The sequence below is a fragment of the Rothia sp. P5766 genome (assembly GCF_048513555.1).
GTDB lineage: Bacteria > Actinomycetota > Actinomycetes > Actinomycetales > Micrococcaceae > Rothia.
The window spans coordinates 41603-66016 of sequence record NZ_JBLXXS010000014.1; the positions used below are offsets into that span (position 1 = coordinate 41603).

A 24414-nucleotide genomic window follows, 5' to 3' on the forward strand; every position below is an offset into this window, starting at 1 on the left:
AGCCTTAACTAATAAGTGAATAGGATCTGCGGGAGCTTCAGTAGGGCTCGCACTCGGCGATGGGGTAGTTTCAGATGGGCTCGCACTCGGCGAGGGGGTAGTTTCAGATGGGCTCGCAGGTTGGTTATCTACCGTCGTTGAGGGCACAGGTGTCTCGGTAGTACCTCCCGGAGAATCATTGGCAACAGAAGCATCCTGTTTTGCAGGGTCAGTTGCAAAAACTGGTTCAGCTACCTCCCTCGGTGTGACAACCTCAGTTTTACTCAGTGTAGGTGCGACAGGTGCGGGGTCAGCCGGTGAGTCTGAATGCGAAAGAGTAGACGGTGTTGCCTCCGGAAGAGACGTAGCATTCGATGCTGGCATCCCTGAAGCCAGGAGAAGTGCCAGCGTAGCTGTCCCAGTGTTAAATATCAGCTGCTTCGGCCTCTGTGCTCTCATGTTGTCCTCTACAAGTGCGTGTTTTATTTGGTGTATTTTTCAAGCTTATTGTTGTGAGTTCTGATTATGGCAATGTCCTGGTTAGCCAACAAGGGTGTGATACCTGAAATTGACTGTACCTCGTCAGGCTCCATGTAAACATTACCTAGATTACTGCTGCCCAGAGCACCTTGACCGATAACGGTGATCGGCTCAATACCCTGCGCGATGAGATCAGCATCTGCTCTACCTTTTTCGACATCGAATAGGTAGCCGGCATAAAGAGCGGAATGCCCATCGGGGCCCCATAACAAATCTGGGTATGCAGAGATACGCTCCTGAGTTGTTTCAATATAGGAGAGGAGGTTCCCCGACTCGGTATCGTAAAAAGCCACTGTAACCGGCGTAGTTGGAGCAACACTATCGGGGTAAGGAGACCAAGTCGCCACAATCCTTTGGTGTCCAACAGAAACGATACTGTCGAAAGGCAAAGAGTCCTTGGGGGATGCAAGAGGATAGGCCGAAATTTCTTGGCCTTGACTGTCTGTTACCTTAATTTCTCCACCCAGACTATAGCTGACCATATTTTGCCCGGAAAAAGACCCCGGAACGAAGCCCGAAGGAATCTTTATCTCTTGAAAGCCATCGGGGCTAAAACGCCAGGCCTTGTATTGTCCGTTCTTTTCGTCCTCAGCCGCAAAGAGAAGCTCATTCCCCGCAGCATATGGCTGTGCCCCAGCGGGAATTTTGGCGCTAAAAGGCTTATCTGCCCCCGTACCTGAGCTCCAACCAAAAGCAGTATCACCGATTGACCAGTAAATTCCAGGGGTGCCGCTAAAACTTGTCTGGGCAGACACCTCAACAGCCTGGTCAAGTGGGAAGTTAGCTACTTGCTCACCTGTATCCACCGAGAAGACCGTCAGTCTACGGCTTTCAAAAGAGAAAACGTTCGCCACGGTGGAGAACACTTTGGCATCGGGACTTACTGACTCGCTCCAATCAGGTTTTTCTTTATAACCGGGAAAACCCTGCCCGCTATAGCCAGCCACAGGAAGCTTCTGCGTCAGAGATGCCGCCAAGACCTCTCGTTGATCTTGGGGTTTAGGCATCTCTGGGTTAAGTTCATTGGCAGCGAAGACTAGCGCCGCAACCGTTAAACAGCTTGCTCCAATGGTTATAAGCCCCTGGCCAGCTGATCTAAAACCCTCAGACCGACGTCTTTTACGAGCCACTTCTAGGTGGTCTGAAACAGTCACCCGTGCCACACCAGAATCAGATTGCCCGGAGGAAATGTCGGCGGTTGCTGACTGGCCCGTAGCTCGAGGTGGAAATACCTGGTCCACAGGTGTTGCAGTATTGCCAGACCACTCTTCAGGGTAAAGAGGGAAAAAACGTTTCTCCACATTCAGAGGGTCTTTACCAGCTCTCACATCAAGAACCCTAGTATTACCAGCTTTATGGGGCCAAGACTCAGATTCAACTTGGGTCTTAAACCTATAAGCCATCAGGAAGGGCCTGATACCAAGCCCCAGTAACCCAAGCAAGAAAGAGAAACCACGTGCATAAGCATCCGAGAAATCGCCCGGCCTAAGTGACTCAGCGCGAAGGGTTCTGATACCTATCAAGCGCTTACCCGCAGTCTGCCCGGAAGATGCGTTCTGCGCGGCAAGGATCAAGGTGTAGGCAAGAACAATAAGCGCTAGAGCTGAACAGGTTAACCAGCCCACTAATGGGGACGGTTCAAACAAAAAACTGATAGCAAAGCACATTGCGTACCCAGCAGGAGCTGCCACAATCAAAAGATCAACAAAGTAGGCAAGAGCCCGCTTGTACAAGGGGGCAGGCACAAGCAAAAAACTATTCATAGGTGAGGTGCCCTCGAAGCGCGAAGAAAAGTAAAACTACAGACAAAGTTGGCGAAGATAAGTTCATCCTTATCTCCGCCAACTTGGCAAACATCTTATATAGGCGCTGATATGGGGTTATATCCCGCTAAGATATTAGGCGCCGTCAGCTGCCTTGAAGCGCTCAATAGTGCTCTTGAGATCCTGCTGGAAAGCCTGCAGGGCAGGAATGAGCTGGTGAGCCTTGGTATTGAAGTCCTGGTAGTTAGTCCCGAAAGCACCACTGGATACCTCAGTGGAGAAGCCACCCTCGGGTGAAGTCAGGTTGTTGATGCGGTTAAGCAGGTTGGACAGCGATACTTCAAAATCCGTTGCTGCAGACTGCAGGTTGGCCGCTTCGGCTTCCATGGCCGCATAATCAATCTTGATAGACATTAAAGGTGCTACCTTTCTTTAGCCTGCAAACTCCCCTGGCTGGAACCAGGCTTTTCATCTGCAGCGAATAGTCATATTACGGTAGTGAGTAAATCTTAAGAATCACTCACTCTGATTCATCCTACCAACTCAAGACCTTAAATCCAGCACTTAACGGGATTATCCACAGCTAAATACCGGGTGAAGATATCCCACCATTGAACAGCTACCGGAAGCCGTAAAAACTTTGGGGATATAAAGGGTTCGGCCCCCGTCCATAGTGGACGGGGGCCGAACCCTTTATCAGTTAGCGCAATGCTTAGCTGAGAACGTTGATGTTCGCGGCCTGCATGCCGCGATCGCTCTGCTCGGGATCGTAAGCAACTGAGTCGCCTTCTTCGAGTGAGCGGTAGCCGTTTGAGTTAATCGCTGAGAAGTGAGCGAAAAGATCTGCTGAGCCGTCGTCGGGCTGGATGAATCCGTAGCCTTTTTCAGCGTTAAACCATTTTACAGTGCCAGTAGCCATGTGTTTTATTCCTTCTGGAAAATGCGTCCAAACCTCGAACGCTTAAGGTGTGCCCTCTCTTTTCCCAAGGAGATGAAACGCAAAACTAAAAACAAAATTCTAAATTCTTACTACACCAACCGGTGGGCACGTCTCTGACTCTACAGCACCCCGGCGGCTTTGTATGCATTATGTGTCGCAGGTCTCCTTTGTGGCTGCAAAATGCAGCTCAATACCCTGACTCTTAGGCGCCAAGCCCCTGATGAAAGCCAAGAAATCTAGCGGTTTTTACTTAAAGGAGGCCAGAGTCAGGCAGTTATAGTCACCCACGGGCCTAAAACCACGGGAAAGGTAGAGGTCAATAACATGCTTGTTACCCTCATGGGCATCTGTAGAAATATAAACCTGACGCACCCCACCAACGGCCTCCAGGGCGGCATCGAGAAGAGAGCTACCCACGCCCTGCCCCTGGGCGTCCGGGTGCACCAATAGATCCTGGATGTAGGTAATCGTCACGCCGTCCCCGACCGTTCTCACCAAGCCAATCAACCGGCCAGAAAAGTCACGCGCGCAGGCCAGATAGTGCGACCCTCTGCACATGGCCACCAGATTCTCAGGCTTTTCAGTGTAGGCGGACCAGCCCACCGAAGAGTAAAGCTCCTCAAGCTCATCCCTGGCAGGGACAAGCCCCAGCACTAGATCAAACATTTTGCCCCCTCACCGATATGGGCCGCTCGCTAGGTCTGGGGAACAGCAGCCAACTGTACCGCCAGAAAATCACCTTAGTATTAAACTATGCAGAAAAAATCACAGCTAGACCAGCTGGGCAAACTAAAACCCCAAGACGTAGCCCACCGTGTTTCGGCCTATACTTACGGCAACATCCTAGCCCTAGGGGCACTCATCCTCACCAAACCCGGTCAGATTGCTCAGGGCCACACACTCACCGTTCTGCTAGCAACCGGGCTCACCACCTACCTGGCTCACTTTCTAGCAGAAAGCCAGGAGCACCGCCTCTTGCACGGCAAGGCACTCACAGGTCAAGACATCATAAAAGCCTTACGCAACGCAGTGCCCATCATGAGCTCGACACTACTACCGGCTCTCTTTATTGCCCTAGGTTCCTGGGGTTTTCTCGCTCCCCCCACAGCCTGGTTCCTAGCGGTCACAGTGCTACTCTTACGGCTGGCCTCCATGGGGTTTGTAGTAGCGCGCTACCAGCAGCAAGCAGCCAGCTTCCGGACCTTACTTGGTGGAATCCTCTTCGCCAGCCTCGGTCTAGTAGTGGCCCTACTCAAGGCCCTGCTGACGCATTAGCAAGCTACTCTAACCCAAGCGCACTCACCCAGCGGCTAGCCATATCGGCCTGTGCAGGTTCGCATAACCAGCCAGGGTCAGACCCAATAGGGCGCTAGGTGACGAAAATAGCTAGATGCGGTAGTCCGTCATCTCAAAGATTTGCAAGAAGCGGGCGATACGCTCATTGGTGGATTGGAAGAAAGGCTCGGGCGCACCGTTATAGAGCACCTTCCCTCCGTCCAAAAAGATGATGCGGTCCGCAACCCGGCGGGCGAAAGCCATGTTGTGAGTGACCACCACCAGGGAGCGCTTCTCTCGCGCTAGATCAATCAGAACCCGGATGACCTCGGCTTCTAGCTCCGGGTCAAGGGCACTGGTAGGTTCGTCAAAGAGTAGGTAGTCCGGGGACACCGCCAGGGCGCGGGCAATAGCCACCCGCTGCTGCTGACCACCGGAAAGACTATCTGGGTAAGAACTAGCCTTGTCTCCCAGCCCCACCTTGTCCAAGAGCTCCAGGGCATACTGATGGGCAGCGCCCTTGCCTACCTTCCCATTCAGGACCGGGGCAAGAGCCACGTTCTGAACAGCGGTCAGGTGCGGGAAAAGGTTGAAACTCTGAAAGACCATAGCCGAGTGTTTGCGGATGCTCCGCACCTGCTCATCGGTCAATTTGCTGGAAAAATCAACCGAATCCCCCGCAAGATCCAGTACACCAGCCTCCGGTACCTCTAGCAGGTTGAAACAACGCAAAAGTGTTGATTTACCGGAGCCTGAGGGGCCCAGAATCACCGTGGTCTCACCACTGGTGAGCTCTAGGGAAACCCCGTTCAAGACAGTTTGCTCACCAAAGCTCTTGGTCAGGTTCTGCACACTAAGCATGGGAGCTCCTTAGGTAGCGGCTGGTGCGCTTTTCGAGGGCCTGCTGGGCAATCGACAGGACGGTAAAAATCACCAGGTAGATAAGGGCAACTTCAAGGTACATAGCCAGGGGCTCAAAAGTACGGGCAGCGACCTGCTTACCGGACTGAAAGAGGTCAACCATAGAAATGACCGACACCAGTGAGGTTCCCTTAACCAGATCAATCAGGTCGTTTCCCAGGGGCGGCAGGGCGATGCGGGTAGCCTGAGGTATCACCACGTGGCGCAGGGTCTGCTTGCGGGTCAGATTCAGGGTACGGGCGGCCTCAAACTGGCCACGCGGTATAGAAGCGTAAGCCGAGCGGAAAGTCTCAGCCACATAGGCCCCGGTATTCAGGCTCAAGGCAATAATCGCAGCAGGCCAGGGATCAAGAGTGATGCCCAGCCTGGGTAGCCCGTAGAAGACCAGGAACAACTGCACCAAAAGTGGTGTACCCCGGAAGAACCAGACAAAGGCGGTAGCCAACCAGTTGAGGGGGTTATACCGGCTCAGGTTGCGGGCGGCTGTCGCCAGCAGACCTAGCACCAGCGCAAGCACAAAAGCAACCAGGGTAAGAGGTACTGTTACCTGCACGGTAGCCAGCAAGAGGGAGGGCAGAGATTCTGCCCACAGTTCTAGGTAGCGGTCCATGATGTCCTAGAGATCTTTCTCCGGGCGGGGCCGGTTAGGCTTTAGCCGAAGGACTGAGATCAAGACCTACATACTTCTGGTAGATAGCCTTAAGGTTGCCATTTTCCAGGTTCTTGGTGATGGAGTCGTTGATGGCTTTCTGGAGGCTGAGCGCGCCCTTGGGCATGAGGATAGCCGGCTGGGATGCCTCCCCCAGCAACCCGTCAAGCAGGCGAATAGGGGCATCGGGGTGCTGTTCCTTGTAGTAGGCGAAGGTGACGGCATCGTTGCCTACGGCATCAACACGGCCGGTGAGTACCTGCTCAATGGCCTCGTCGAAGCCGGTCACAATGGTCATCTTTGCGCCTGCAGCCTCTAGTAGGGTGCGGAAGTTGGAGGTTTCACTCGATGCGGCAGTCGCGCCCTTGAGATCCTCAATCTTCTGTAGGGAAGAACTCTCCAGAACAGCGACCCTGCCCTCAGAAGCAAGGTAGGGGGTAGAAAAATCGTACTTCTGCTTGCGTTCTTCCGTGGGGGAGACATTATTGATGACAAGGTCGTAGCGGTTGGAGTCCACACCGGCGATCAGCGAATCCCACTGGGTTTCGATGTATTCTGCTTTGACACCCAGATCGGCGGCGATGAGGTCGGCAAGATCCTTTTCCATACCGACCAGCTGGCCGGATTCATTGTGGTAGTTCCAGGGCGCGTAGGTACCTTCTAGGCCGACACGGAGAGTCCCGGAATCTTTGATGGCCTGGAGTTTATCTCCTGCATCAGTTGAGCTGGCCTGAGAGGATGAGCCGCAGGCAGACAGGGCAAGCGTCACCAAAGATGCACCGGTCAGTGACAGAGCGCTACGGCGGGTGAGGGCCTTCATGGGTTGGTTTTCCTTTCGAGGAGCTTGATCTTACGCCCATTGAGCCTATACCCGCTGGCAACAAGTCAAAGAATTATTGTTACGCCTTTATTACGCACTTCTAGGGGAGGCAGTCACATCATCACCCACAAGGCATAAACTCCACCCTAGAAGGGTGGGGTTTATCAGGACTTATTTATTGGCTCGGTAGCCGGTAAGTATTAGCTGTTGTAACCTGCGGGGGACACGAAAATGGGTGCTGATGCGTTGGGCAGGTTCACAGAGAAGACGCTGGTGCCCATACCGTTCCAGCCGCCGTGAACAGCCTGGCCGTTACCAATGTAAACAGCGATGTGTTGCTGGCCAAAACCATTGGAGGCGTAGATAACCAGGTCACCGGGCTGGGGGTTGGAGGTCACGGTACCCAGTGACATGTAATCCATGGGCCAACCGTGGAAGTTAATGCCAGCGGCCCTCAGGGAGTTGGTGGCCAGCGCGGTGCAGTCGGTCTGCGCGTTGACAGATGCGGCTGCCAGAGCCGCCGCAACAACGGCATCACGTTTTGCCTGGTTAGTAGCCACAGCAAGGGTGGGGGCAGGTGCGGACTCCTGAACGGGAGCTGCGACCTCAACAGGTGCGGCCGACTGAACGGGGGCAGGCTCTTCTGCTGTCGGTACAGGTGTTTCTTCTACAGGTGCGGGCGCGTCCTCAAGAACCTCTACAGTTTCTGACTGCACAGTGACGGCTGCTTCTTCAAGAGCGGGAGCCTCTGCAAGAGGTGCTGCCTCTGTAGGAGCCTGCTCGTCAATAACGGGTGCTTCTTCAAGTGCGGGAGTGGATTCAACCGGCTTTTCGGGAGCCACAACGTATTCGGGAACACCCCACTGCCCAATTTTGGTCTCGCCGGCAAGGTCGAATGCCTTGAGCTGGGGGGTGGTAACTACTGCACCGTTGTCTACGGTGGTCTGCGGGGCTTCATTGTTGGTTGCGTTAGCTGCTGCAAAAACAGCACCTGACATGATGACACCTACCGCACCTACGGAGAGTGAACGACGCAATCTTGTACCTTTCGTCTCTTCTGGAGATCTTCGCAGCCGGGTTGCTGCTACATGCTGGGCGGCCCGCCTTTCTTAAGCGGAGCTCCCATGCTTCCCTCGGAAGCTGATTGGACCCGAATAATTTTATAACGATTTGGTAACGATGTATACCATATCGTTATAAAAACTTGATTTTTTTCTCCCCGAAAAGCCTTCTGTGAGCACCAAGAGTTCCCCCGATAAGCAATATTTTCGCATGTCGGATGCATATTATCTGAGATGTGTGAGAACCACGACTTGCGTGCTTTATCTGTGACACATAGTGAAACGGTGTTGCGCAGAATCTAAAAAATTGAAGAAAATCATCACGGCACCGGGACTCCTCTCAGGGTAGGGCTCACAACCGTATCGATAGAATGCCCCCTACAATCACGAACTACGGCAAGAAAGACAAGCGTGTCCACAACACTGATATATCGACTGGCCCTGGGTTTTCTGGGGCTACTAGGCCTTGCCCTGCAAATCCTACGGGACGGCCCGGGCATGCTCCTCTACTACACAATCTTGTCCAATCTGCTGGTCACGGTGTTCGTCTTTTACCTTGTATATAAAGAGGCGAAGGAAGGGAAACTTGCCGGCAGGCAGGGAATTGAGCGGGCCAAGGGTGGGGTAACCATGGCCATTCTTATTACCTTCACCATCTACCATTTCATGCTCTCTCCCCTGGTAACAGCTGAGCAGTATTGGAATGTCCGCAATTTTCTGGTGCACTATATTGTGCCGCTTGGCTTTTTGGCGGACACCCTCTTTTGGGATAGCCGCAAGAAGTACAGGTGGTTTGACCCGTTGGTGTGGACGCTGGTTCCCCTCGCCTACTCAGTCTTTGGAGTACTGAACGGGTTGGTTCTTGGGCTGAGCGTGCCGCACTCCCCCGACTCACCTTTCCCCTACTTCTTTATTAACGTGACTAAGTACGGCTGGGTGCAGGTGGCTCAGAATTCGGCGGGAATCTTCGTCAGCTACGTGGTGGGCGGGTATGCCCTACTCTTAGTCAAGAGGTATGTGGGGCCTCGGGTCTCCCGCCCATGAGGGCACAGGCAGCATAAGTAGATAAGCATGATTTGTTTGGCTTAGACAGCACAAAGACGGTGCGCATCAACTGATGCACACCGTCTTTATGCTGCGGGGTTAGGCAGTTACCGTTTTCCGATGCTTGAGGGCCTCCCCTACAGCATCAAGCCAAGCCTCTCGATCAGAAACCGTAGGCACTTCCTTCAGGTAAGGAGCCATGAGCTGGTTCTGCACGAACTCAGGAATAGTTACCCGTACTTTTTCCTGGTTACCGTGGGAGGAAATCGCCGGGATCTGGTAGATCAGCTCAGAATTCCCTACACCCAGGTAGAAAGGGAAGACAGCAGGGAACGCTTTACGCCCCATGTAGGTTGAAAACCGGGGGCTCCGTAAAGCCCGGTCAATTTCCTCTGTGCGCCCTTCCGCAGTAATCCTCACGATGAACTCAGTATCAGCCAGGTAGGTGCGGTTGACAATGGATGTACCCCCCTGAGCGTCAGGGGTGAACACGAGGTTTTTCGCGTTACCGGCCTTCATGCCCTGCGCTAGAAGCAGACGGCGGCGGAACTTTTCTTCACCGGTACGCTGGTTAATCGTGTGGAAGTCATCAACAAAAGTCGCACGGCGATCCTGCCGCACTGTGAAATGGATATGTTCCAGCCATTCAGGGACTTCATCACGTTTATAGCCCAGGGCACCCGCCAGCAAACCTCGCAGGCTGCGAGGGGAAGGTACTTCTTCCGTCCGCACGATGTTGCCGGTAACGGCGGCCCCCGCCCAAGACTGCAGGGGACCAGCTAGCCGGATGTAGATAGAGTCGCTCACTGCTGAATCCATTCGACAACGGTATCGATAAATTCCTTGAGAGAGGTCGCTTCAAGGTTGCCGAACTTACCATTGAGACCTTCATATGTATAAATAGAAAAATAGAAAGCATTAAATTTCAATATTCTCCATATATAACCAATAATTACTTTCGGGAAAAAAATTAAGATACAAGAAAACTCAAGACACTCTATTGATTTAATACTTACTCAGCTTCAGCGTCCAATAAGAAAAATTTGTCTATCTCATCAATCACTGAATCAACAGAAAGAGCTTGCCTTCGCTTATCATAGAATGATTTATAACTATTAAATGCATTATCATAAATCTGGTTGTAGTACAAAACCCTACCATTTATGGCCTCAAGCTGCTTTTCTATATAATCAGGAACTGGAATTTCAGATTCTTTACCTATAGGGCTTACTTTAGGAGATTTCCCTAGGATAAAAACAACTTCGATTTGTTCTCCAAATCTTTCAGATTTATTTAAAACATCGCGGACTGCTTCATAGTATTTACCGCCCTGAGACTTTAAATCTTCAATTGATATTTCTCTATTGAACCTTTTAAGCTCAACTATTACATGTTTACCAGCCGAAGAACGGTATTTAATATCTATTCTACCTTTATGTTTTATATCAGACTGCTCCCCAGTACTGTCAAATAGTTCATTGTAAAGACTAGAAAGTTGATGCTCGATTGAAGATTCTCCGCTTGCCCCCTCCCAGCTAGGATCTAAGAGCCACAGATTATCAAATATCTTCTGTTGAAGCACCTTCTCTAAGACATTTTCCGAGATATCTTTTTTAATTGAATCAATTGTCTCCAAGCGACTCTCAATTATTTGGAGATAAAGCGAATCCCTGTACGTCTCACTTCGATTAAAAATATCGACCAGGTTTTCAGATTCAATGGCATCACCCAATTTTTCTAATTCTTTTATATCCTGCTTAATAGCAGTTCGCTCAAATGCTAAAATAGAGGACTTATATAGTTGGCCTTTACTCTTATTATCAAGGTTAAGATACGCGATATTCTTTAGCATTTTTTGAGCGGATTTCTGTTGGTATTTCGGCCGACCATCTACCCAATCTTTAAGTACGGGCATTTCATTAATTTGATCCTCATACCTATCCTGCTTTCGCTGATTTGCCCACTCTTCTGAAGCATGATTTAGGATTTCACGCAATTTTTTAATGATTCCCCTTACCCGGGGGTCATCTTCCATAAGCCTTTGTCTATCACTAGTAGCTATATCATCTAGCTTCGTATCATCCAAAAAATCAGCATTAATTTGACCAGTTACATAGCTCGAGAATATTTTATTAAAACCAAGATCATCTAATATCTTTTCTTGAATCGGTCTCCTGCGAGATAAAACAATTATATTTCGCAATGCTTCTTGTTCAGATTCACGCTTTAAATCATCCGGCTTTTTAGACGCTCCAATCCATCCATTAATTTTCCAATCTTTTTCTGAGTCAATAATATTTTGATCAAAAAAGAACTCCTTCTTAACCGTCTTAGGTATTTCCCCATCAGGGATAGTTCGCTGCCCAATGTGCCAAATATACTCTACTTTTTGGAGGTCATCCCTATCTTCATAGGTTATTTTATCCCCATCCACATATATTGAAAATTTTGCTTCATCGGATTCATCAAAATTTAGCACGTCAAAACGTCTGGCAAGCCGCTTTTTCAACGCCTTTTTTGTAATATCCACTCGCTTCAATTTCAAATCAGAAAGTATAATTTTCGTCCCACTACTCTTCAATTCTTCTGGAAATTCTATTTCCGCAATAGGCAGGGGGTAGTAGTTAGAATTAGAACGTACAGCTTGCATTAAATCCGGAACATTAATTTCGAAACCATTCTTTTCACCGTTCTTTAATGAAAAGACTTTGATATTGTTTGCGATTGAAAATACTGAAAGTTTACCAATCCCTTTACGCCCCATATAAGGCCTTCCATAAATAGGAGAAACATCACCAACATCTTCTCGTTTCTGGTATGCCACCTGTAAAAATCGATTATTTATTTCATCAGAATTCATCCCGCAACCGTCATCAAATATCGATACCTGTCCAGCTTGCCCTGGGTCTTCCCATTTGACGTATACATTATTAGCATCAGCATCCCAAGCATTTGCCACAAGCTCCGAAAGGACAGATGCCGCATTACTGTATAGATTTACTCCTAGCGATTCGATGACTGCAAGACTAACACTAAACCTATATTTATTATATTCTGACATGATTAACCCTAATGTATTAGATTTTCTTAACAGAATCTAGAAAAATTTTCCCTACAGCTTTTCCAAAAGGAGGAGGCACAGCATTCCCAATTAGTTTTCCAACCCTTTCAATACTCATACGTTTTTCAGGATTATGGAACTTATAATTACGCGGGAACCCTTGCAATATCGCTGCTTCTCTTAGCGTGATACTACGGTCTTGCTCGGGATGACCGAATCTTCCTGTTCCATAATTATATGACTGAGTTGTAATTGTAGGTGATGGGAGATCCCAGCTCATCCGACCATAAAATGATTTAAAAGTCATACCGCTAGTTTTTTTATGACAGTTAGCCCTTAAATCTTCTGGCCAGTCCAGCCATGTCCCACCTGGCACAGAAGCCTGGATACGCTTCAAATTTATTTCAGTAAATTTTCTTGCAACATGTAACGGGTCAGTATTTGATGCTTCCCCATGGTTTATTTTTGGTAAATCTCCTATAGCATCCCTAACAGTGCGAAAATTACTATTAGAATACGTTCCTGTAGGTACAAAAATATTTTGACTTAACGCTCCAACAAGAACTAATCTGCGCCGCGCTTGAGGAAGGCCAAATTCAGGGCCATACAAAATTTTATAATCAATATTATATCCCAGCTTAATGAGCTCTTCTGTAAAAATTTTAAATACAGGTTGCCTACTAAGCCCTGTAACATTTTCCATAGTTACATAGTCTGGCCGAACTTCCTTTATCAACCTACTAAACTCATTGAGTAGCGGCCAGTTTTTTTCATGTCTAGTATCTTGGCCACGCCTATGAGATGAAAAGGGCTGACAGGGAGCGCACCCTGCTAAAAGTCTTTTACTACCGGGAACCCATAAGTCTTCAAAGTCTTTTGACTTGATGTTAGCGATATCTGCCTTGATGAATTTACCGCCGATATTCTGTTCAAATGGATAAGCACAGTTGTCATCAAGGTCAACACCTGCTACGACCTCAATGCCAGCCTCTTTGAGCCCCCAAGATAGTCCTCCAGCTCCGCAGAACAGATCTACGGCGGAAATTAGAGGAGGTTTTTTGATAGAGGTGTTAGCCTCTCTGGTTATCTGATGCTTGAGTGATTTCATATATACTATAGTGCCTGATTAGGTTGCTCTCAGTCGAGCGCTGACGGAAAACTTGTCTAAGAACATAATTTCTATCCCCGCTGTTTTTAAAGATTGATTCATAGAGGGAGATTTTGAAGTGTGTTTTGAAAGTCTCAGCATGCCCAACCCCAGCTTTGTCTAGGCCAGCACCTGCCGTTTAGAGGAAATCACGCCGGTCACAAAACCGGCTAAATGCAGGCCGCCGTGGAAGCGGGCATGCTCAATCTTGACGCAACGGTCCATGACCACGTTCAAGCCAGCGGCCTCACCCAGGCGGGCGGCTTCCTCATTCCAGGAGCCCAGCTGCATCCACACGGTCTTTGCACCCGCGTCGATGGCTTCCTGCACTACACCGGGCAGGTCCTCGTTACGGCGGAAAATCTCCACCAGATCCGGAGCTTCGGGCAGGTCAGCCAGTGAAGCGTATACCTTCTGCCCCAGCACCTCCTTACCCTTGGCCGCCAGAATGGGGTTCACAAAGTAGAGGGTGTAGGAGCTAGACGACTGCAAATAGGTAGCCACAAAGTAAGAAGAGCGAGAAATCTTGTCGCTCATACCCACAATCGCAATGGAACGGGTATCGTGCAGAATTTTAAGGCGTTCGGGGGCGCTGGGGCCTTCCCAGGTTCGATTCTCGGTCATGGCTAGGCCTCCTTGGTCTGCTGGGGTAGGGCGCAGGACGCGGCTTCGCGTTCTGCTCGTTCTGCGGCGTGGGCGGCGGCATCGGCTTCCAGGGCGGCCTTCTGGGCCTCAGCTTCTGCTTCTGCAGCCTGACGGCGGGCTACCAGCTCATCGGCGCTGGCGGTACCTACCACCTCACCGGCGTGGTCACGGCCCGAAGCAATCGTGAGTGCCTGATCAAGGTCCCAGATGATATCGACCGCGTCTTCAAGGCCCACCGAAATACGGATTAGGTCCTCGCCCACACCACCGGCGGCAAGCTGTTCGGCGGTGAGCTGCTGGTGGGTGGTTGATGCCGGATGCAGTACCAGGGTGCGCGCATCACCGATGTTCGCCAGGTGGCTAGCCAGTTGCAGGTTCTTGATGAACTCGGCACCCACATCGCGGCCACCAGCCTGCGCGGTGGGGGCAACCCCAAAGGAGAAGACCGAGCCAACGCCCAGGGGCAGTAGTTTTTGCGCGCGCTCATAGTGAGGGTGCTCGGGCAGTTCCGCGTAGTTCACGTAGGAGATTCGGGCATCTTCGGCCAGCCAGGCCACGACCTCCTTAGCGTTGGCCAGGTGAGCATCCATACGCTGAGGTAGGGTCTCCACTCCCTGCAAGAGGTTGAAGGCCGCCTGGGCAGACAGCGAAGGGCCAAAGTCGCGGAGTTGTTCTGAGCGGAGCTTGGTCAAGAACCCGTACTCACCAAAGTTGCCCCACCAGGAAATGTTGTTATAGGAGGGCACCGGCTCGGTCATGGTGGGGAACTTGCCGTTACCCCAGTTAAAGCGGCCTGACTCCACGACTACGCCGCCGAGGGTAGTGCCGTGCCCACCCAGGAACTTGGTGACCGAGTGAATGACAATATCGGCCCCGTGCTCAATGGGGCGAATTAGGTAGGGGGTAGAAAGGGTTGCATCCACGACCAAGGGAATGTCGTTGCGGTGGGCGACCTCAGCTAGACCCTCTAGGTCAGCAATCTGGCCGGACGGGTTCGCCACAATTTCGGTGTAAAGAGCCTTGGTTTCCGGACGGATAGCGGCCTCAAAGTCGGCTGGGTCGGTGCCATCGACAAAGGTGGTGTCAATACCGAAGCGGCGCAGGGAAACATCGAGCTGGGTAATCGTCCCACCGTAAAGGTTAGAGGAAGCCACGATATGGTCCCCCGCCTGACACAGAGCAGCAAAGGTGATGAACTCCGCGGCCATACCCGAGGCGGTAGCAACAGCACCAATACCGCCCTCTAGGGAGGCAATGCGTTCTTCAAGAGCCGCAACCGTGGGGTTCCCCAGGCGGGAGTAGATGTTGCCGTATTTTTGCAAGGCAAAAAGGTTGGCGGCATCGTCGGCATCTTTGAAAACAAAGGACGTTGACTGGTAGATAGGGACAGCGCGAGCGCCGTGCTCAGCGTCAGGGGTGCCCCCGGCATGCAGGGCGCGGGTGCGGAAACCAAAGGTATGCTCAGCCACCGAAGGTACTCCTTAGAAATGGGGAATGAAAAGTTTTCAGTATCTATGCTGGTTGAGACACACATGGTTAAACAAGTGTGACCAAGATTTCGGTTTGTGACGGGGTGAGCGGATGTGAAAAATTATGACCGGGGATTAGGGGTTCTGCCAGGGATCTGGCTCTTTGTGGAGGTCTTTCAGGGGGTCGTGCGATCTTTTCGGGGGAGGGCCTTCAGTTCCCTACAAGCTAACGCATAGGAAAATACAGCAAATTACGAGAGAATAAGGAGCATTACGTCCACAGGGGCCCGGCCCCTACCTGTTCCCCATCAGAAAGGGCCCCTGTGCTCCAGAACATCATCGACTGGGTTATCTCTATCATGGAAGCCATCGGCTCACCCGGTGTTGGCCTGGCCGTCTTCCTTGAAAACGTCTTCCCGCCCATTCCCTCTGAGGTGATTCTGCCGCTGGCCGGTTTCACTGCATCCCAGGGGTCCATGAATATCTTTGCAGCTTTTATCTGGGCTACCATCGGTTCACTGGCAGGAGCCTACTTCCTCTACTACCTGGGGGCGGCAATCGGAGCTGACCGCCTACGCCGTATCGCAGATAAGATGTGGCTGGTCAAAGTGGAGGACGTCGATGGTGCACTTATCTGGTTCGACAAGTACGGTAAAGCCTCTATCCTCATTGGGCGTGTTATCCCGGGTATCCGTTCCCTTATTTCCATTCCTGCCGGTGTTCACCGCATGAACCCCATAACTTTTGGCCTCTACACCTTATTGGGTTCAGCTATCTGGAACGCCCTGCTCATCTACTGCGGCTGGATACTCGGTGAAAACTGGACTGTTGTTGAAGGGTTCATTGATCGGTACTCCAAGGTAGTGTACGCCCTAGTAGCTCTTGCCCTGGTAGGCACTTTCGTGTGGCTCATCCTCCGTGCCCAGAAAGATAAGAAGGCAAAAGCTCTCTAGGGCTCTCCCCTACCGCGCCTCAAGAGGCCACCTGTTTCTCCCTCCAATGAAAGTAAAAACAGGTGGCCTCTTTGCTGTGGATCCCTACCTACTTCCAGAGCCGGTTACGGGCGTGAACAACCGAGGGTTTAATCTGAATCCACTCAGCACACGGTAGCCGGAGCGCTTTTTCGCACCCGGAGAGCGCGGTAATAATCGACTCGCACCGCTGGTTGAACTCAGAAACGTACCCCTTTTCCACGATCTGCCCGGGGAAATGACGGTGCATCTTAGAAACCGAGTCGGATGACTCCTGAAGCCCGTGCCCTGAATGCCCAGGGACATGCTTAACCAGCACCCGACGCTCACGGATAGCCGCAGTGAGCCGCTCCATCTCGTCTAAGACCTGCTGGTTCTGCACACCCTCGGTTGTCCAAGTCTTATAGACCCAGCGGTTATGGGCCAGACGCAAGACAAAGGTAAGCGCCCCTAGGGAGTCAGTGTGAATAATCAGCTGCCGACCGCCGTGGTAGAAGATATTGAAAGCCGCCAGCATGGCCGAGAGCTCCCCGGTCATAATGTTGGTGGCATCGTAGTGGGAGTGAAAGAAGAAGCCGTCCTCACTCACCCCACCAATACCCATGCGGCCACCCTTATGGTAGCGCTTGTTGTTGGTAGAGCGGTAAGAGCAGTCAGTAAAGACACTGTACTCCGCCAGCTTTTCCAGGGGGAGCTGGGCGGTGTTCTGCTCAAGTTCACGGTGGGCTAGGCGGGAAGCCTCATCAAAGAAGTGAGGCATAAGTTCTGCCGCCGGGGTGCCCAGAAGTTTCACGTGAATTTCCCCCAGCGAGTGAGACTCATAGGGGTTCATCACCTTATCCAAGGAACGGTATTCCATGAAGTCGCGGAAGGCAGTGAACTTACGGAAGAGCAGTTTAAGGTAGTGCTTATCTGCAGCTACGGTCATCAGGTTCTGTTTGTATTCCTCGGGGATAACATCCATAGCGGCCAGGATGGCGCGGCCCAGCATGTCGGTGTGTACCGTATCGCAGGGTTCCATCAGACAGTGGGTGAGAGATTCCGCGATAGGTTCGCACTCTAGAACTTCGCGGTCCCCGTTCTCCCGAGAGATAAACACAAAAGCCGTGAGCCCAACATGGCAGTCACCGGCAACCCGTACCTGGTCCATGACCACGGCGATGACGGCTACACCCTGTTCAGTGAAGCCCGCCGGGTAAGAGCTGGTGTAATCTGGCGGCTCCCAGGTTAACTGGCATTTCTTAATATGCGCGGGCGTGATGTCCACATTATTCATCTCCTATGGGGTTGTCGGTATTATGCTTACCCCTTAAAGCTATCTCAGGAGACTGACTAATTGCTACCGGCACCCCACCCACTGGACAGAGCAGCCCTTCCCTCAACAGTAAAACTCCTACTCACCGGTAACTCAAAAAACGAAAAAGCCGGGGTGCTTAAAGCCACCCCGGCTTTACCGGAAAACCTCAGAAGCTACCCCTTACTCAGGTACGATGCGCACAGCACCCTTATCGGCGCTGGTTACCATCGAAGCGTAGGCCCGCAGGGCACTGGACACCTGGCGCTCACGCGGCTTGGTGGGCTTCCAGGGGGCAGGGCCCTTAGCGGCACGGCGGGCGGCTAGGACCTCATCGGGTACATTCACGCGCAGAATCCGGTTATGGACGTCAATCTCAATTTCGTCGCCGTGCTCAATCAGGCCCACGGCGCCACCAGCGGCGGCCTCGGGTGAGATATGGCCGATGGAGATACCCGAAGTGCCACCCGAGAAACGACCGTCAGTAATCAGTGCGCACTGCTTACCTAGGCCCAGGCCCTTGAGGTAGGAGGTGGGGTAGAGCATTTCCTGCATGCCCGGCCCGCCCTTGGGGCCCTCGTACTGGATGACCACGATATCCCCGGGCTTAACGTTCTTGGAGAGAATCTCGTACACGGCCTCATCCTGAGATTCCACGACAAAAGCCTTACCCACAAAGTGGAAGAGTTCCTCGTCGATACCGGCGCTCTTGATGATTGCGCCGTCCTCAGCGATATTGCCGTAGAGCACCGCCAGGCCGCCGTCCTTGGTGTAGGCGTGCCCAACCGAGCGGATACAGCCCTTTTCGGGGTCGGTCTCGTGCGAGTCGAACTTGTTAGCGGTGGAGAAAGCCTGGGTGGTGCGAACACCTCCGGGGGCAGCCAGGAAGAGTTCCTTAGCGGTTTCGGTGGCCGCGCCAGAACGAATATCCCAGTCAGAAAGCCAAGATTCTAAAGAATCGGAGTGAACCGAGTGGACGTCGCGGTTGAGCAGGCCACCCCGGTCAAGTTCACCCAGCAGGGCAGGGATACCACCGGCACGGTGGACGTGCTCAATATGGTACTGGGTGGAGTTGGGGGCAACCTTAGCCAGGCAGGGCACCTTGCGGGAAATCGCGTCAATATCGCGCAGGGTAAAGTCCACACCGGCCTCGTGGGCAATCGCCAGAATGTGCAGGACGGTGTTGGTGGAGCCACCCATTGCAACATCCAGGGCCATAGCGTTCTCGAAAGCGGCTTTGCTGGCAATGGAGCGGGGCAGGACGCTCTCGTCGTCCTGCTCGTAGTAGCGCTTGGCCAACTCAACGATCTTGGCACCGGCCTCTAGGAAGAGCTGCTTACGGGCTACCTGGGTGGCAAGGGTGGTGCCGTTACCGGGTAGGGCCAGGCCAATGGCTTCGTTGAGGCAGTTCATGGAGTTGGCGGTGAACATACCGGCGCAGGATCCGCAGGTGGGGCAGGCGTTCTGTTCGACCTGGGCTAGGGCCTCATCACTCACGGAGTCGTCAACGGCCATGACCATAGCGTCTACCAGGTCCAGGCGGTGCTCTACTACGCCGTCAATGGCGGCACCCGATTCCATGGGCCCGCCAGATACAAAGATGACGGGGATATTCAGGCGCATAGCGGCCAGCAGCATACCGGGGGTGATCTTGTCGCAGTTGGAGATACAGACCAGGGCATCGGCGCGGTGGGCGTTGACCATGTACTCTACCGAGTCCGCAATCAGGTCGCGGGAGGGCAGGGAGTAGAGCATACCGTCATGGCCCATGGCGATACCGTCATCGACCGCAATGGTGTTGAATTCTTTGGCTACACCGCCGGCTTCGCGGATAGCACCGGCCACCAGCTCACCCATGTTTTTCAGGTGCACGTGGCCGGGAACGAATTGGGTGAAAGAGTTGGCAATAGCAATAATGGGCTTGCCGAAGTCGTCTTCTCCCATGCCGGTTGCCCGCCAGAGCGCGCGGGCTCCTGCCATGTTCCTGCCGTGGGTGGATGTGCGCGAGCGCAGTTCTGGCATCGTGTTCCCCTTGATAACTGGTGGTAGTCGTCTTGGGTATCTAGTTTACGCCGGGTGCTGGTGAGGGTAGATGCAACCGCTGAGTGTTCTCAGATAGTGGAGTTTTAGACAGTGATAGGTTTTTCTCCCCAGATTTTGTTGAATAAGCCTTGTCTAGGAAGAGTTACTCACGGCAAGCACAGGGCGACGCACCGCCTGCTCGCGGCCAACCGTAGTATTCAGGCGTCGCCCACCGGACTTCTCCCCCTCGAACTTCTGCTAACTCCATGGATCGCTCTGCCAGCCCTCCGCTTCTTTGAGGTAGGCATCATCTGGCTGGTTCTCTTGCATTTCATGGGCCAGAGGCTCGAAGCGCACCCCGCGCCAGGCAGGTGCCTTTCGCGCTAGACAGACCCCTTGGGGTTGCTCGCTCAAACCACTGTTCCAGTAGGTCAAACCTAGGAATACTTTTCTCTACTCCTTCAGTTCAGATTCCCATCAAACGTGTGACATTTATTTATGGGTGGTTCCCTCGAAAACCCTGGATAAGCCCCCTAGACTATAGGGAAACACGACCGCCGTGTAAAAGCTCTCACTTTATTTGGCACAGAGTGCTATCGCACATGTTATTTAGGGGAACCCAATGGGAAAATTTGAACGTATCTACCACGATTTGGCTCGTGACATTGATGAGGGTAAATACGGTGTCGGGGATTTGTTGCCCAGTGAGATGAAGCTGACTGAGCGCTATCAGGTATCCCGTGAGACCGTTCGCAAAGCCCTGGCTATTCTGGTTGACCGGGGATATATCCAGCGCATTATGGGGAAGGGTTCGCTGGTGGTTGATCACAAACGGTACTCCATACCCGTTTCATCGTTGTTGAGCTATAAGGAATTTGCTGAGTCAGCTAGCCGCAGCACACTCACCGAGCTTATTAAGCTAGAAGATGCTGTGTTGCCTCCGGTTCCCTTCCAGGCACTGGCAGAAGGCACTGTTGAGCAGGTGCCAGTTACCCATGTGATGCGTGTACGCCACATGGATGGCGCACCGGCGATTATTGACCATGACTATATTGTCAAAGCTGTTGTTCCCAATATATCGGGGGAGGTAGCCAGGGACTCGCTCTACACTTATTTTGAGCAGGAGCTGGGGCTGAACATCGCCTCAGCGTCAAGGCAGATCACGGTTGAGCCGGCTACACCCAACGATGCCAAGTACCTGAATCTGCACGCTGGGGAATACGTTGCGGTGACAACGTCCATTACCGCATTGGACGACGGCACGGCCTTTCAGTACACCATTTCTCGTCACCGGGCAGATAAGTTCCGCTACCTGGACTTCGCCCACCGGCGCCGGGGAATTCCAGTTTCTGAATAAAGTTCCAAATCTCTTATAACCCAAACAGGGCAACCTGTCAGACAGGTAGAGTGGGGTGTGCCAGCCAGCAGGCTGTCATGCCCCCTTTCTGCTATCTATGCACAGAACCAGCTAGCCAGACGACTACCGGAACCCACACAACGGAGCAGCGCACCATGAGCTTTCATGATCAGGTTATCTACCAGGTCTACCCCAAGTCCTACCGCGATTCGAGCGGTAACGGTGTGGGGGATATGCGCGGTGTACTTGAGAAGGTTCCCTATATTGCCTCGCTGGGGGTCGATATGGTCTGGCTCAACCCTTTTTATGTGTCACCCCAGAACGATAACGGCTACGACATTGCCGATTACTACCGCATAGACCCGGATATGGGCACCATGGAGGACTTTCAGGAACTGGTAGCTGCCCTCGGTGAATACGGTATCGGGGTCATGGTCGATATGGTGCTCAATCATGTCTCTACGGAGCACGAATGGTTCCAGCGGGCACTGGCCGGTGAACAAAAGTACCGGGACTACTTCTACCTGCGCCCGGCCCAGCCCGACGGGAGCCTGCCGACCACCTGGGAATCAAAGTTCGGCGGGCCTGCCTGGTCACCTTTCGGGGGCACCGACCTCTACTACCTGCACCTCTACGACACCACCCAGGCTGACCTGAACTGGCACAACCCGCAGGTTCGGGCTGAACTGCACCGGGTTGTGAACTTCTGGAAGAGCAAGGGCGTGCGGGGCTTCCGCTTTGACGTTCTCAATGTCATCGGCAAGAGCGAGGTACTGCGTAATGCCACCCCCGGCGAGAATGAGAAACTGCTCTACACCGACACAGAACAGGTACACACCTGGGTTAAGGAACTCAACCAGCAGACCTTCGGGGACACCCCGGGGCTGCTTACCGTGGGCGAGATGTCCTCCACCACCATCGAGAACAGCGTGCGCTACACCCGGCCCGACAGCCGGGAGCTGGACATGGTTTTCTCCTTCCACCACCTGAAAGTGGACTATGACCGGGGTGAGAAGTGGTCAGATGTACCCTTCGATTTTATGGCCCTTAAGGGGGTGCTGACCGACTGGTCAGTCGGTATTCAAGCGGGTGGGGGCTGGCAGGCCCTTTTCTGGAATAACCATGACCAGCCGCGCGCTATCAACCGCTTTGGCGATCCAGGGCTGTACCGGGAAGAATCAGCGACCATGTTGGCCGCCGCTATCCACCTGGGCCGGGGCACCCCCTACATCTACCAGGGCGAGGAAATCGGCATGATCGACCCTGCCTATGAATCTATGGACGACTATGTAGATATTGAGTCCCACAAGGCCTACCGTACGCTGGTGGATAGGGGGCTGAGCTCCGAGCAGGCTTTCCGTGTTGTGGCTTCTAAGTCGCGGGATAATTCTCGCACCCCCATGCAGTGGGATGCTTCTGAGTTTGCTGGATTTAGCGACGTCCAGCCTTGGTTACGCCCCACCTCCCAGGCCCTCATGAGTGTGGAGCGGCAGGAGGCAGAGGGCAAGATTCTGCCTTTCTACCGCCGCCTGGTTGAGCTGCGCCACCAGATGCCGCTGATTGCGGAGGGAAGCTACGAGCCTTTTGCCCGCGAGCACCAGAGCGTCTACGGGTTTATCCGCGAATATCAAGGGCAGAAGCTACTGGTGCTCTGCAACTTCTACGGGGCAGATACCGCTGTAGAGCTAGCCGCAGAATTCGCGGCGGGGAAGGTGCTGGTCTGTAATTACAAGAATTGCCCTGACCTCACCACCGCAGAAGGCCGACTGACCCTGCGCCCCTACGAAACCGTAGCGGTACTGGTGGACTAAACCTTCCACGGTAAAATAGGCGCTGTGGCTCTGCTCTAGGCCAGAAGCTACACGCTACCGATGATACCGACCCCAGGTAGCCCGCCACCGCGAAAGAGCAGGCATGCACCCCGTCACCGGCCAAATGGCCGCCCTACCAGACCGCTCACCCTCAGCGCACCCCTACCCCCGCAGGTGGGTAGCACTCGCTGTACTCATGCTCCCGGTCCTCCTGGTCTCCATCGATAACACGGTGCTCTCCTTCGCCCTGCCCGAAATCTCCGCCCACCTAACACCCACAGGCCCCCAGCTTCTCTGGATTAACGACAGCTACGCCCTGGTGCTCTCCGGCCTACTCATACCAGCAGGAAGTCTCAGCGACCGCTACGGGCGCCGCACCATGCTCCTGATAGGCAGTGCAGGTTTCACCCTCGTATCAGCCGTAGCAGCCTTTGCCCCCAGCGCAGAATGGCTGATCGCCGCCCGCGCAGGAATGGCTGTTTTCGGGGCACTCCTCATGCCCTCCACCCTCTCCATTATCCGTAACATCTTCACCGATGCCACCGAACGGCGCACAGCCATTGCTATCTGGGCATCTGGCTACGCCGCCGGCGCGGCCCTTGGGCCCATCACCGGCGGAATCCTGCTTGAGCACTACTGGTGGGGTTCCATCTTCCTCATAGCCCTGCCCATTATGCTGCCCCTGCTCATCCTCGGGCCCTGGCTCATCCCCAATTCCAAGGACCCCAACCCCGGTGCCATAGACCCGCTCAGCATCGTGCTCATTATGACCACCATGACCCCGGCCGTCTACGCCATCAAGCACTTTGCCCACAAGGGCCTGGACCTACTCACCGCCTGTATGCTCATCCTGGCCCTGCTCTGCGGGTTCATCTTTACCCGCCGCCAGCTAACCCGCACGAATCCCATGCTGGACGTGAGGCTCTTCACCAACAAGCGGTTTACCGGGGCGGCACTGACTAACCTTATGACGGTATTTTCCCTGGTCGGCTTCCTCTACTTCGTTTCCCAGCACCTGCAACTGGTGAGCGGGCTCTCCCCGCTCCAAGCATCCCTGGTTCTGCTCCCCGGTCTGGCGCTCTCCGTTATCGCGGGCCTGGTGGTGGTCTACCTGGTCAAGTTCGTGCGGCTCTGGGTCATGATTTGCATGGCTCTGGGCCTCATGGTGATAGCCTTCGCACTGGTCATGCTCACCGCCCACACCGGCTCGGACACCAGTATCCTGATCGCTTTCGCCCTGTTAGGAACCGGCATAGGTTTCGCTGAGACCCTGACCAACGACATCATCATGTCAGCAGTCCCGCCTGAAAAAGCGGGGGCCGCCTCCGCTATCTCTGAAACCGCCTACGAAAGCGGGGCTGTGCTCGGTATCGCGGTTCTGGGTTCTATCCTCAATGCCGCCTATCTCGCCCACCTTGTCATACCCGCAGGTGTCAGTGAGCCTGATGCCGCACTGGCCCGCGAAACCCTGGGCGGTGCCGTTGCCGTGGCGGATCAGGTTGGCGGGCAGGCCGGTAGCGCGCTCCTAGAGTCAGCCCAGCAGGCCTTTGACGCGGGTGTTCTCTATACCGCCGGGATCGGTGGTGTGCTCATGCTCCTGTGTATTGTGCTAGTAACTCAGACCCTACGGACAGACCCTAGGTAA

The 24414-nt window shown here is 53.3% G+C and carries 22 protein-coding genes; 6 read left to right on the forward strand and 16 right to left on the reverse strand.

Going from position 1 to position 24414, the window contains the following annotated elements; genetic code table 11:
* Window positions 1-461: 461 nt before the first annotated feature.
* The 4 genes from ACN08V_RS08460 to ACN08V_RS08475 form a co-directional block, all read right to left on the reverse strand.
* Window positions 462-2282 carry an RDD family protein gene (locus ACN08V_RS08460; RefSeq protein ID WP_419105238.1) on the reverse strand — a complete coding sequence of 607 codons (1821 nt, stop codon included), beginning with the start codon at window positions 2280-2282 and terminating at the stop codon, window positions 462-464.
* Window positions 2283-2417: 135 nt separating this feature from the next.
* Complete coding sequence (locus tag ACN08V_RS08465; RefSeq protein WP_419100253.1) at window positions 2418-2696, reverse strand: WXG100 family type VII secretion target; 279 nt, start codon at window positions 2694-2696, stop codon at window positions 2418-2420.
* Between the two features lie 298 nt (window positions 2697-2994).
* Window positions 2995-3201: a cold-shock protein gene (locus ACN08V_RS08470; RefSeq protein ID WP_419100254.1), complete on the reverse strand. Its 207-nt coding sequence runs from the start codon at window positions 3199-3201 to the stop codon at window positions 2995-2997.
* Between the two features lie 267 nt (window positions 3202-3468).
* Window positions 3469-3888 carry a GNAT family N-acetyltransferase gene (locus tag ACN08V_RS08475; protein WP_419100255.1) on the reverse strand — a complete coding sequence of 140 codons (420 nt, stop codon included), beginning with the start codon at window positions 3886-3888 and terminating at the stop codon, window positions 3469-3471.
* Window positions 3889-3975: 87 nt separating this feature from the next.
* Here ACN08V_RS08475 and ACN08V_RS08480 point away from each other — a divergent pair, with 87 nt between their 5' ends.
* Window positions 3976-4497: a hypothetical protein gene (locus ACN08V_RS08480; RefSeq protein ID WP_419105239.1), complete on the forward strand. Its 522-nt coding sequence runs from the start codon at window positions 3976-3978 to the stop codon at window positions 4495-4497.
* A 111-nt stretch (window positions 4498-4608) separates the two neighbouring features.
* Here the strand turns inward: ACN08V_RS08480 and ACN08V_RS08485 are convergent, their stop codons facing one another.
* The 4 genes from ACN08V_RS08485 to ACN08V_RS08500 form a co-directional block, all read right to left on the reverse strand.
* Window positions 4609-5358 carry an amino acid ABC transporter ATP-binding protein gene (locus ACN08V_RS08485; RefSeq protein WP_419105240.1) on the reverse strand — a complete coding sequence of 250 codons (750 nt, stop codon included), beginning with the start codon at window positions 5356-5358 and terminating at the stop codon, window positions 4609-4611.
* Window positions 5351-6028, reverse strand: a complete 678-nt coding sequence (locus ACN08V_RS08490; RefSeq protein ID WP_419105241.1) for an amino acid ABC transporter permease — start codon at window positions 6026-6028, stop codon at window positions 5351-5353. Before ACN08V_RS08490 ends, ACN08V_RS08485 begins: the two co-directional genes overlap by 8 nt.
* Before the next feature lie 34 nt (window positions 6029-6062).
* Window positions 6063-6887 (reverse strand): transporter substrate-binding domain-containing protein, encoded by an 825-nt coding sequence (locus ACN08V_RS08495; protein ID WP_419105242.1) that lies wholly within the window; start codon window positions 6885-6887, stop codon window positions 6063-6065.
* Between the two features lie 200 nt (window positions 6888-7087).
* The gene (locus ACN08V_RS08500; RefSeq protein ID WP_419105243.1) at window positions 7088-7924 is read right to left on the reverse strand and encodes an NlpC/P60 family protein; all 837 of its coding nucleotides are present in this window, start codon (window positions 7922-7924) and stop codon (window positions 7088-7090) included.
* Between the two features lie 435 nt (window positions 7925-8359).
* Here ACN08V_RS08500 and ACN08V_RS08505 point away from each other — a divergent pair, with 435 nt between their 5' ends.
* The gene (locus ACN08V_RS08505; RefSeq protein ID WP_419105244.1) at window positions 8360-8992 is read left to right on the forward strand and encodes a Pr6Pr family membrane protein; all 633 of its coding nucleotides are present in this window, start codon (window positions 8360-8362) and stop codon (window positions 8990-8992) included.
* A 99-nt stretch (window positions 8993-9091) separates the two neighbouring features.
* On the opposite strand, the gene cas5e is transcribed toward ACN08V_RS08505, so the two are convergent.
* The 5 genes from cas5e to ACN08V_RS08530 all read right to left on the reverse strand — a co-directional run bounded on the left by cas5e (window position 9092) and on the right by ACN08V_RS08530 (window position 15314).
* Window positions 9092-9799, reverse strand: a complete 708-nt coding sequence (gene cas5e, locus ACN08V_RS08510) for a type I-E CRISPR-associated protein Cas5/CasD (protein WP_419105245.1) — start codon at window positions 9797-9799, stop codon at window positions 9092-9094.
* Between the two features lie 205 nt (window positions 9800-10004).
* Window positions 10005-12053 carry an ATP-binding protein gene (locus ACN08V_RS08515; RefSeq protein WP_419105246.1) on the reverse strand — a complete coding sequence of 683 codons (2049 nt, stop codon included), beginning with the start codon at window positions 12051-12053 and terminating at the stop codon, window positions 10005-10007.
* A 16-nt stretch (window positions 12054-12069) separates the two neighbouring features.
* Window positions 12070-13161, reverse strand: coding sequence for a DNA cytosine methyltransferase (locus ACN08V_RS08520; protein WP_419105247.1), 1092 nt, complete (start codon window positions 13159-13161; stop codon window positions 12070-12072).
* 159 nt (window positions 13162-13320) lie between these two features.
* Window positions 13321-13824 (reverse strand): CoA-binding protein, encoded by a 504-nt coding sequence (locus ACN08V_RS08525; protein ID WP_419105248.1) that lies wholly within the window; start codon window positions 13822-13824, stop codon window positions 13321-13323.
* Between the two features lie 2 nt (window positions 13825-13826).
* Window positions 13827-15314 (reverse strand): O-acetylhomoserine aminocarboxypropyltransferase/cysteine synthase family protein, encoded by a 1488-nt coding sequence (locus tag ACN08V_RS08530; protein WP_419105249.1) that lies wholly within the window; start codon window positions 15312-15314, stop codon window positions 13827-13829.
* A gap of 323 nt (window positions 15315-15637) precedes the next feature.
* Here ACN08V_RS08530 and ACN08V_RS08535 point away from each other — a divergent pair, with 323 nt between their 5' ends.
* Window positions 15638-16267 (forward strand): DedA family protein, encoded by a 630-nt coding sequence (locus tag ACN08V_RS08535; RefSeq protein ID WP_419105250.1) that lies wholly within the window; start codon window positions 15638-15640, stop codon window positions 16265-16267.
* 88 nt (window positions 16268-16355) lie between these two features.
* Here the strand turns inward: ACN08V_RS08535 and ACN08V_RS08540 are convergent, their stop codons facing one another.
* The 3 genes from ACN08V_RS08540 to ACN08V_RS08550 form a co-directional block, all read right to left on the reverse strand.
* Window positions 16356-17552: an RNase H family protein gene (locus ACN08V_RS08540; RefSeq protein ID WP_419105251.1), complete on the reverse strand. Its 1197-nt coding sequence runs from the start codon at window positions 17550-17552 to the stop codon at window positions 16356-16358.
* A gap of 210 nt (window positions 17553-17762) precedes the next feature.
* A complete protein-coding gene (gene ilvD, locus ACN08V_RS08545) occupies window positions 17763-19601 on the reverse strand; it encodes a dihydroxy-acid dehydratase (protein ID WP_419100265.1) in 1839 nt (612 codons plus the stop codon).
* 258 nt (window positions 19602-19859) lie between these two features.
* Entirely contained in the window at window positions 19860-20036 is a 177-nt protein-coding gene (locus ACN08V_RS08550) for a hypothetical protein (RefSeq protein WP_419105252.1), read from the reverse strand.
* A gap of 187 nt (window positions 20037-20223) precedes the next feature.
* On the opposite strand from ACN08V_RS08550, the gene treR reads away from it, so the two are divergent.
* The 3 genes from treR to ACN08V_RS08565 all read left to right on the forward strand — a co-directional run bounded on the left by treR (window position 20224) and on the right by ACN08V_RS08565 (window position 24414).
* A complete protein-coding gene (gene treR / locus ACN08V_RS08555) occupies window positions 20224-20958 on the forward strand; it encodes a trehalose operon repressor (RefSeq protein WP_419100267.1) in 735 nt (244 codons plus the stop codon).
* Between the two features lie 155 nt (window positions 20959-21113).
* Entirely contained in the window at window positions 21114-22769 is a 1656-nt protein-coding gene (locus ACN08V_RS08560; protein ID WP_419105253.1) for an alpha,alpha-phosphotrehalase, read from the forward strand.
* A 124-nt stretch (window positions 22770-22893) separates the two neighbouring features.
* A complete protein-coding gene (locus ACN08V_RS08565) occupies window positions 22894-24414 on the forward strand; it encodes an MFS transporter (RefSeq protein WP_419105259.1) in 1521 nt (506 codons plus the stop codon).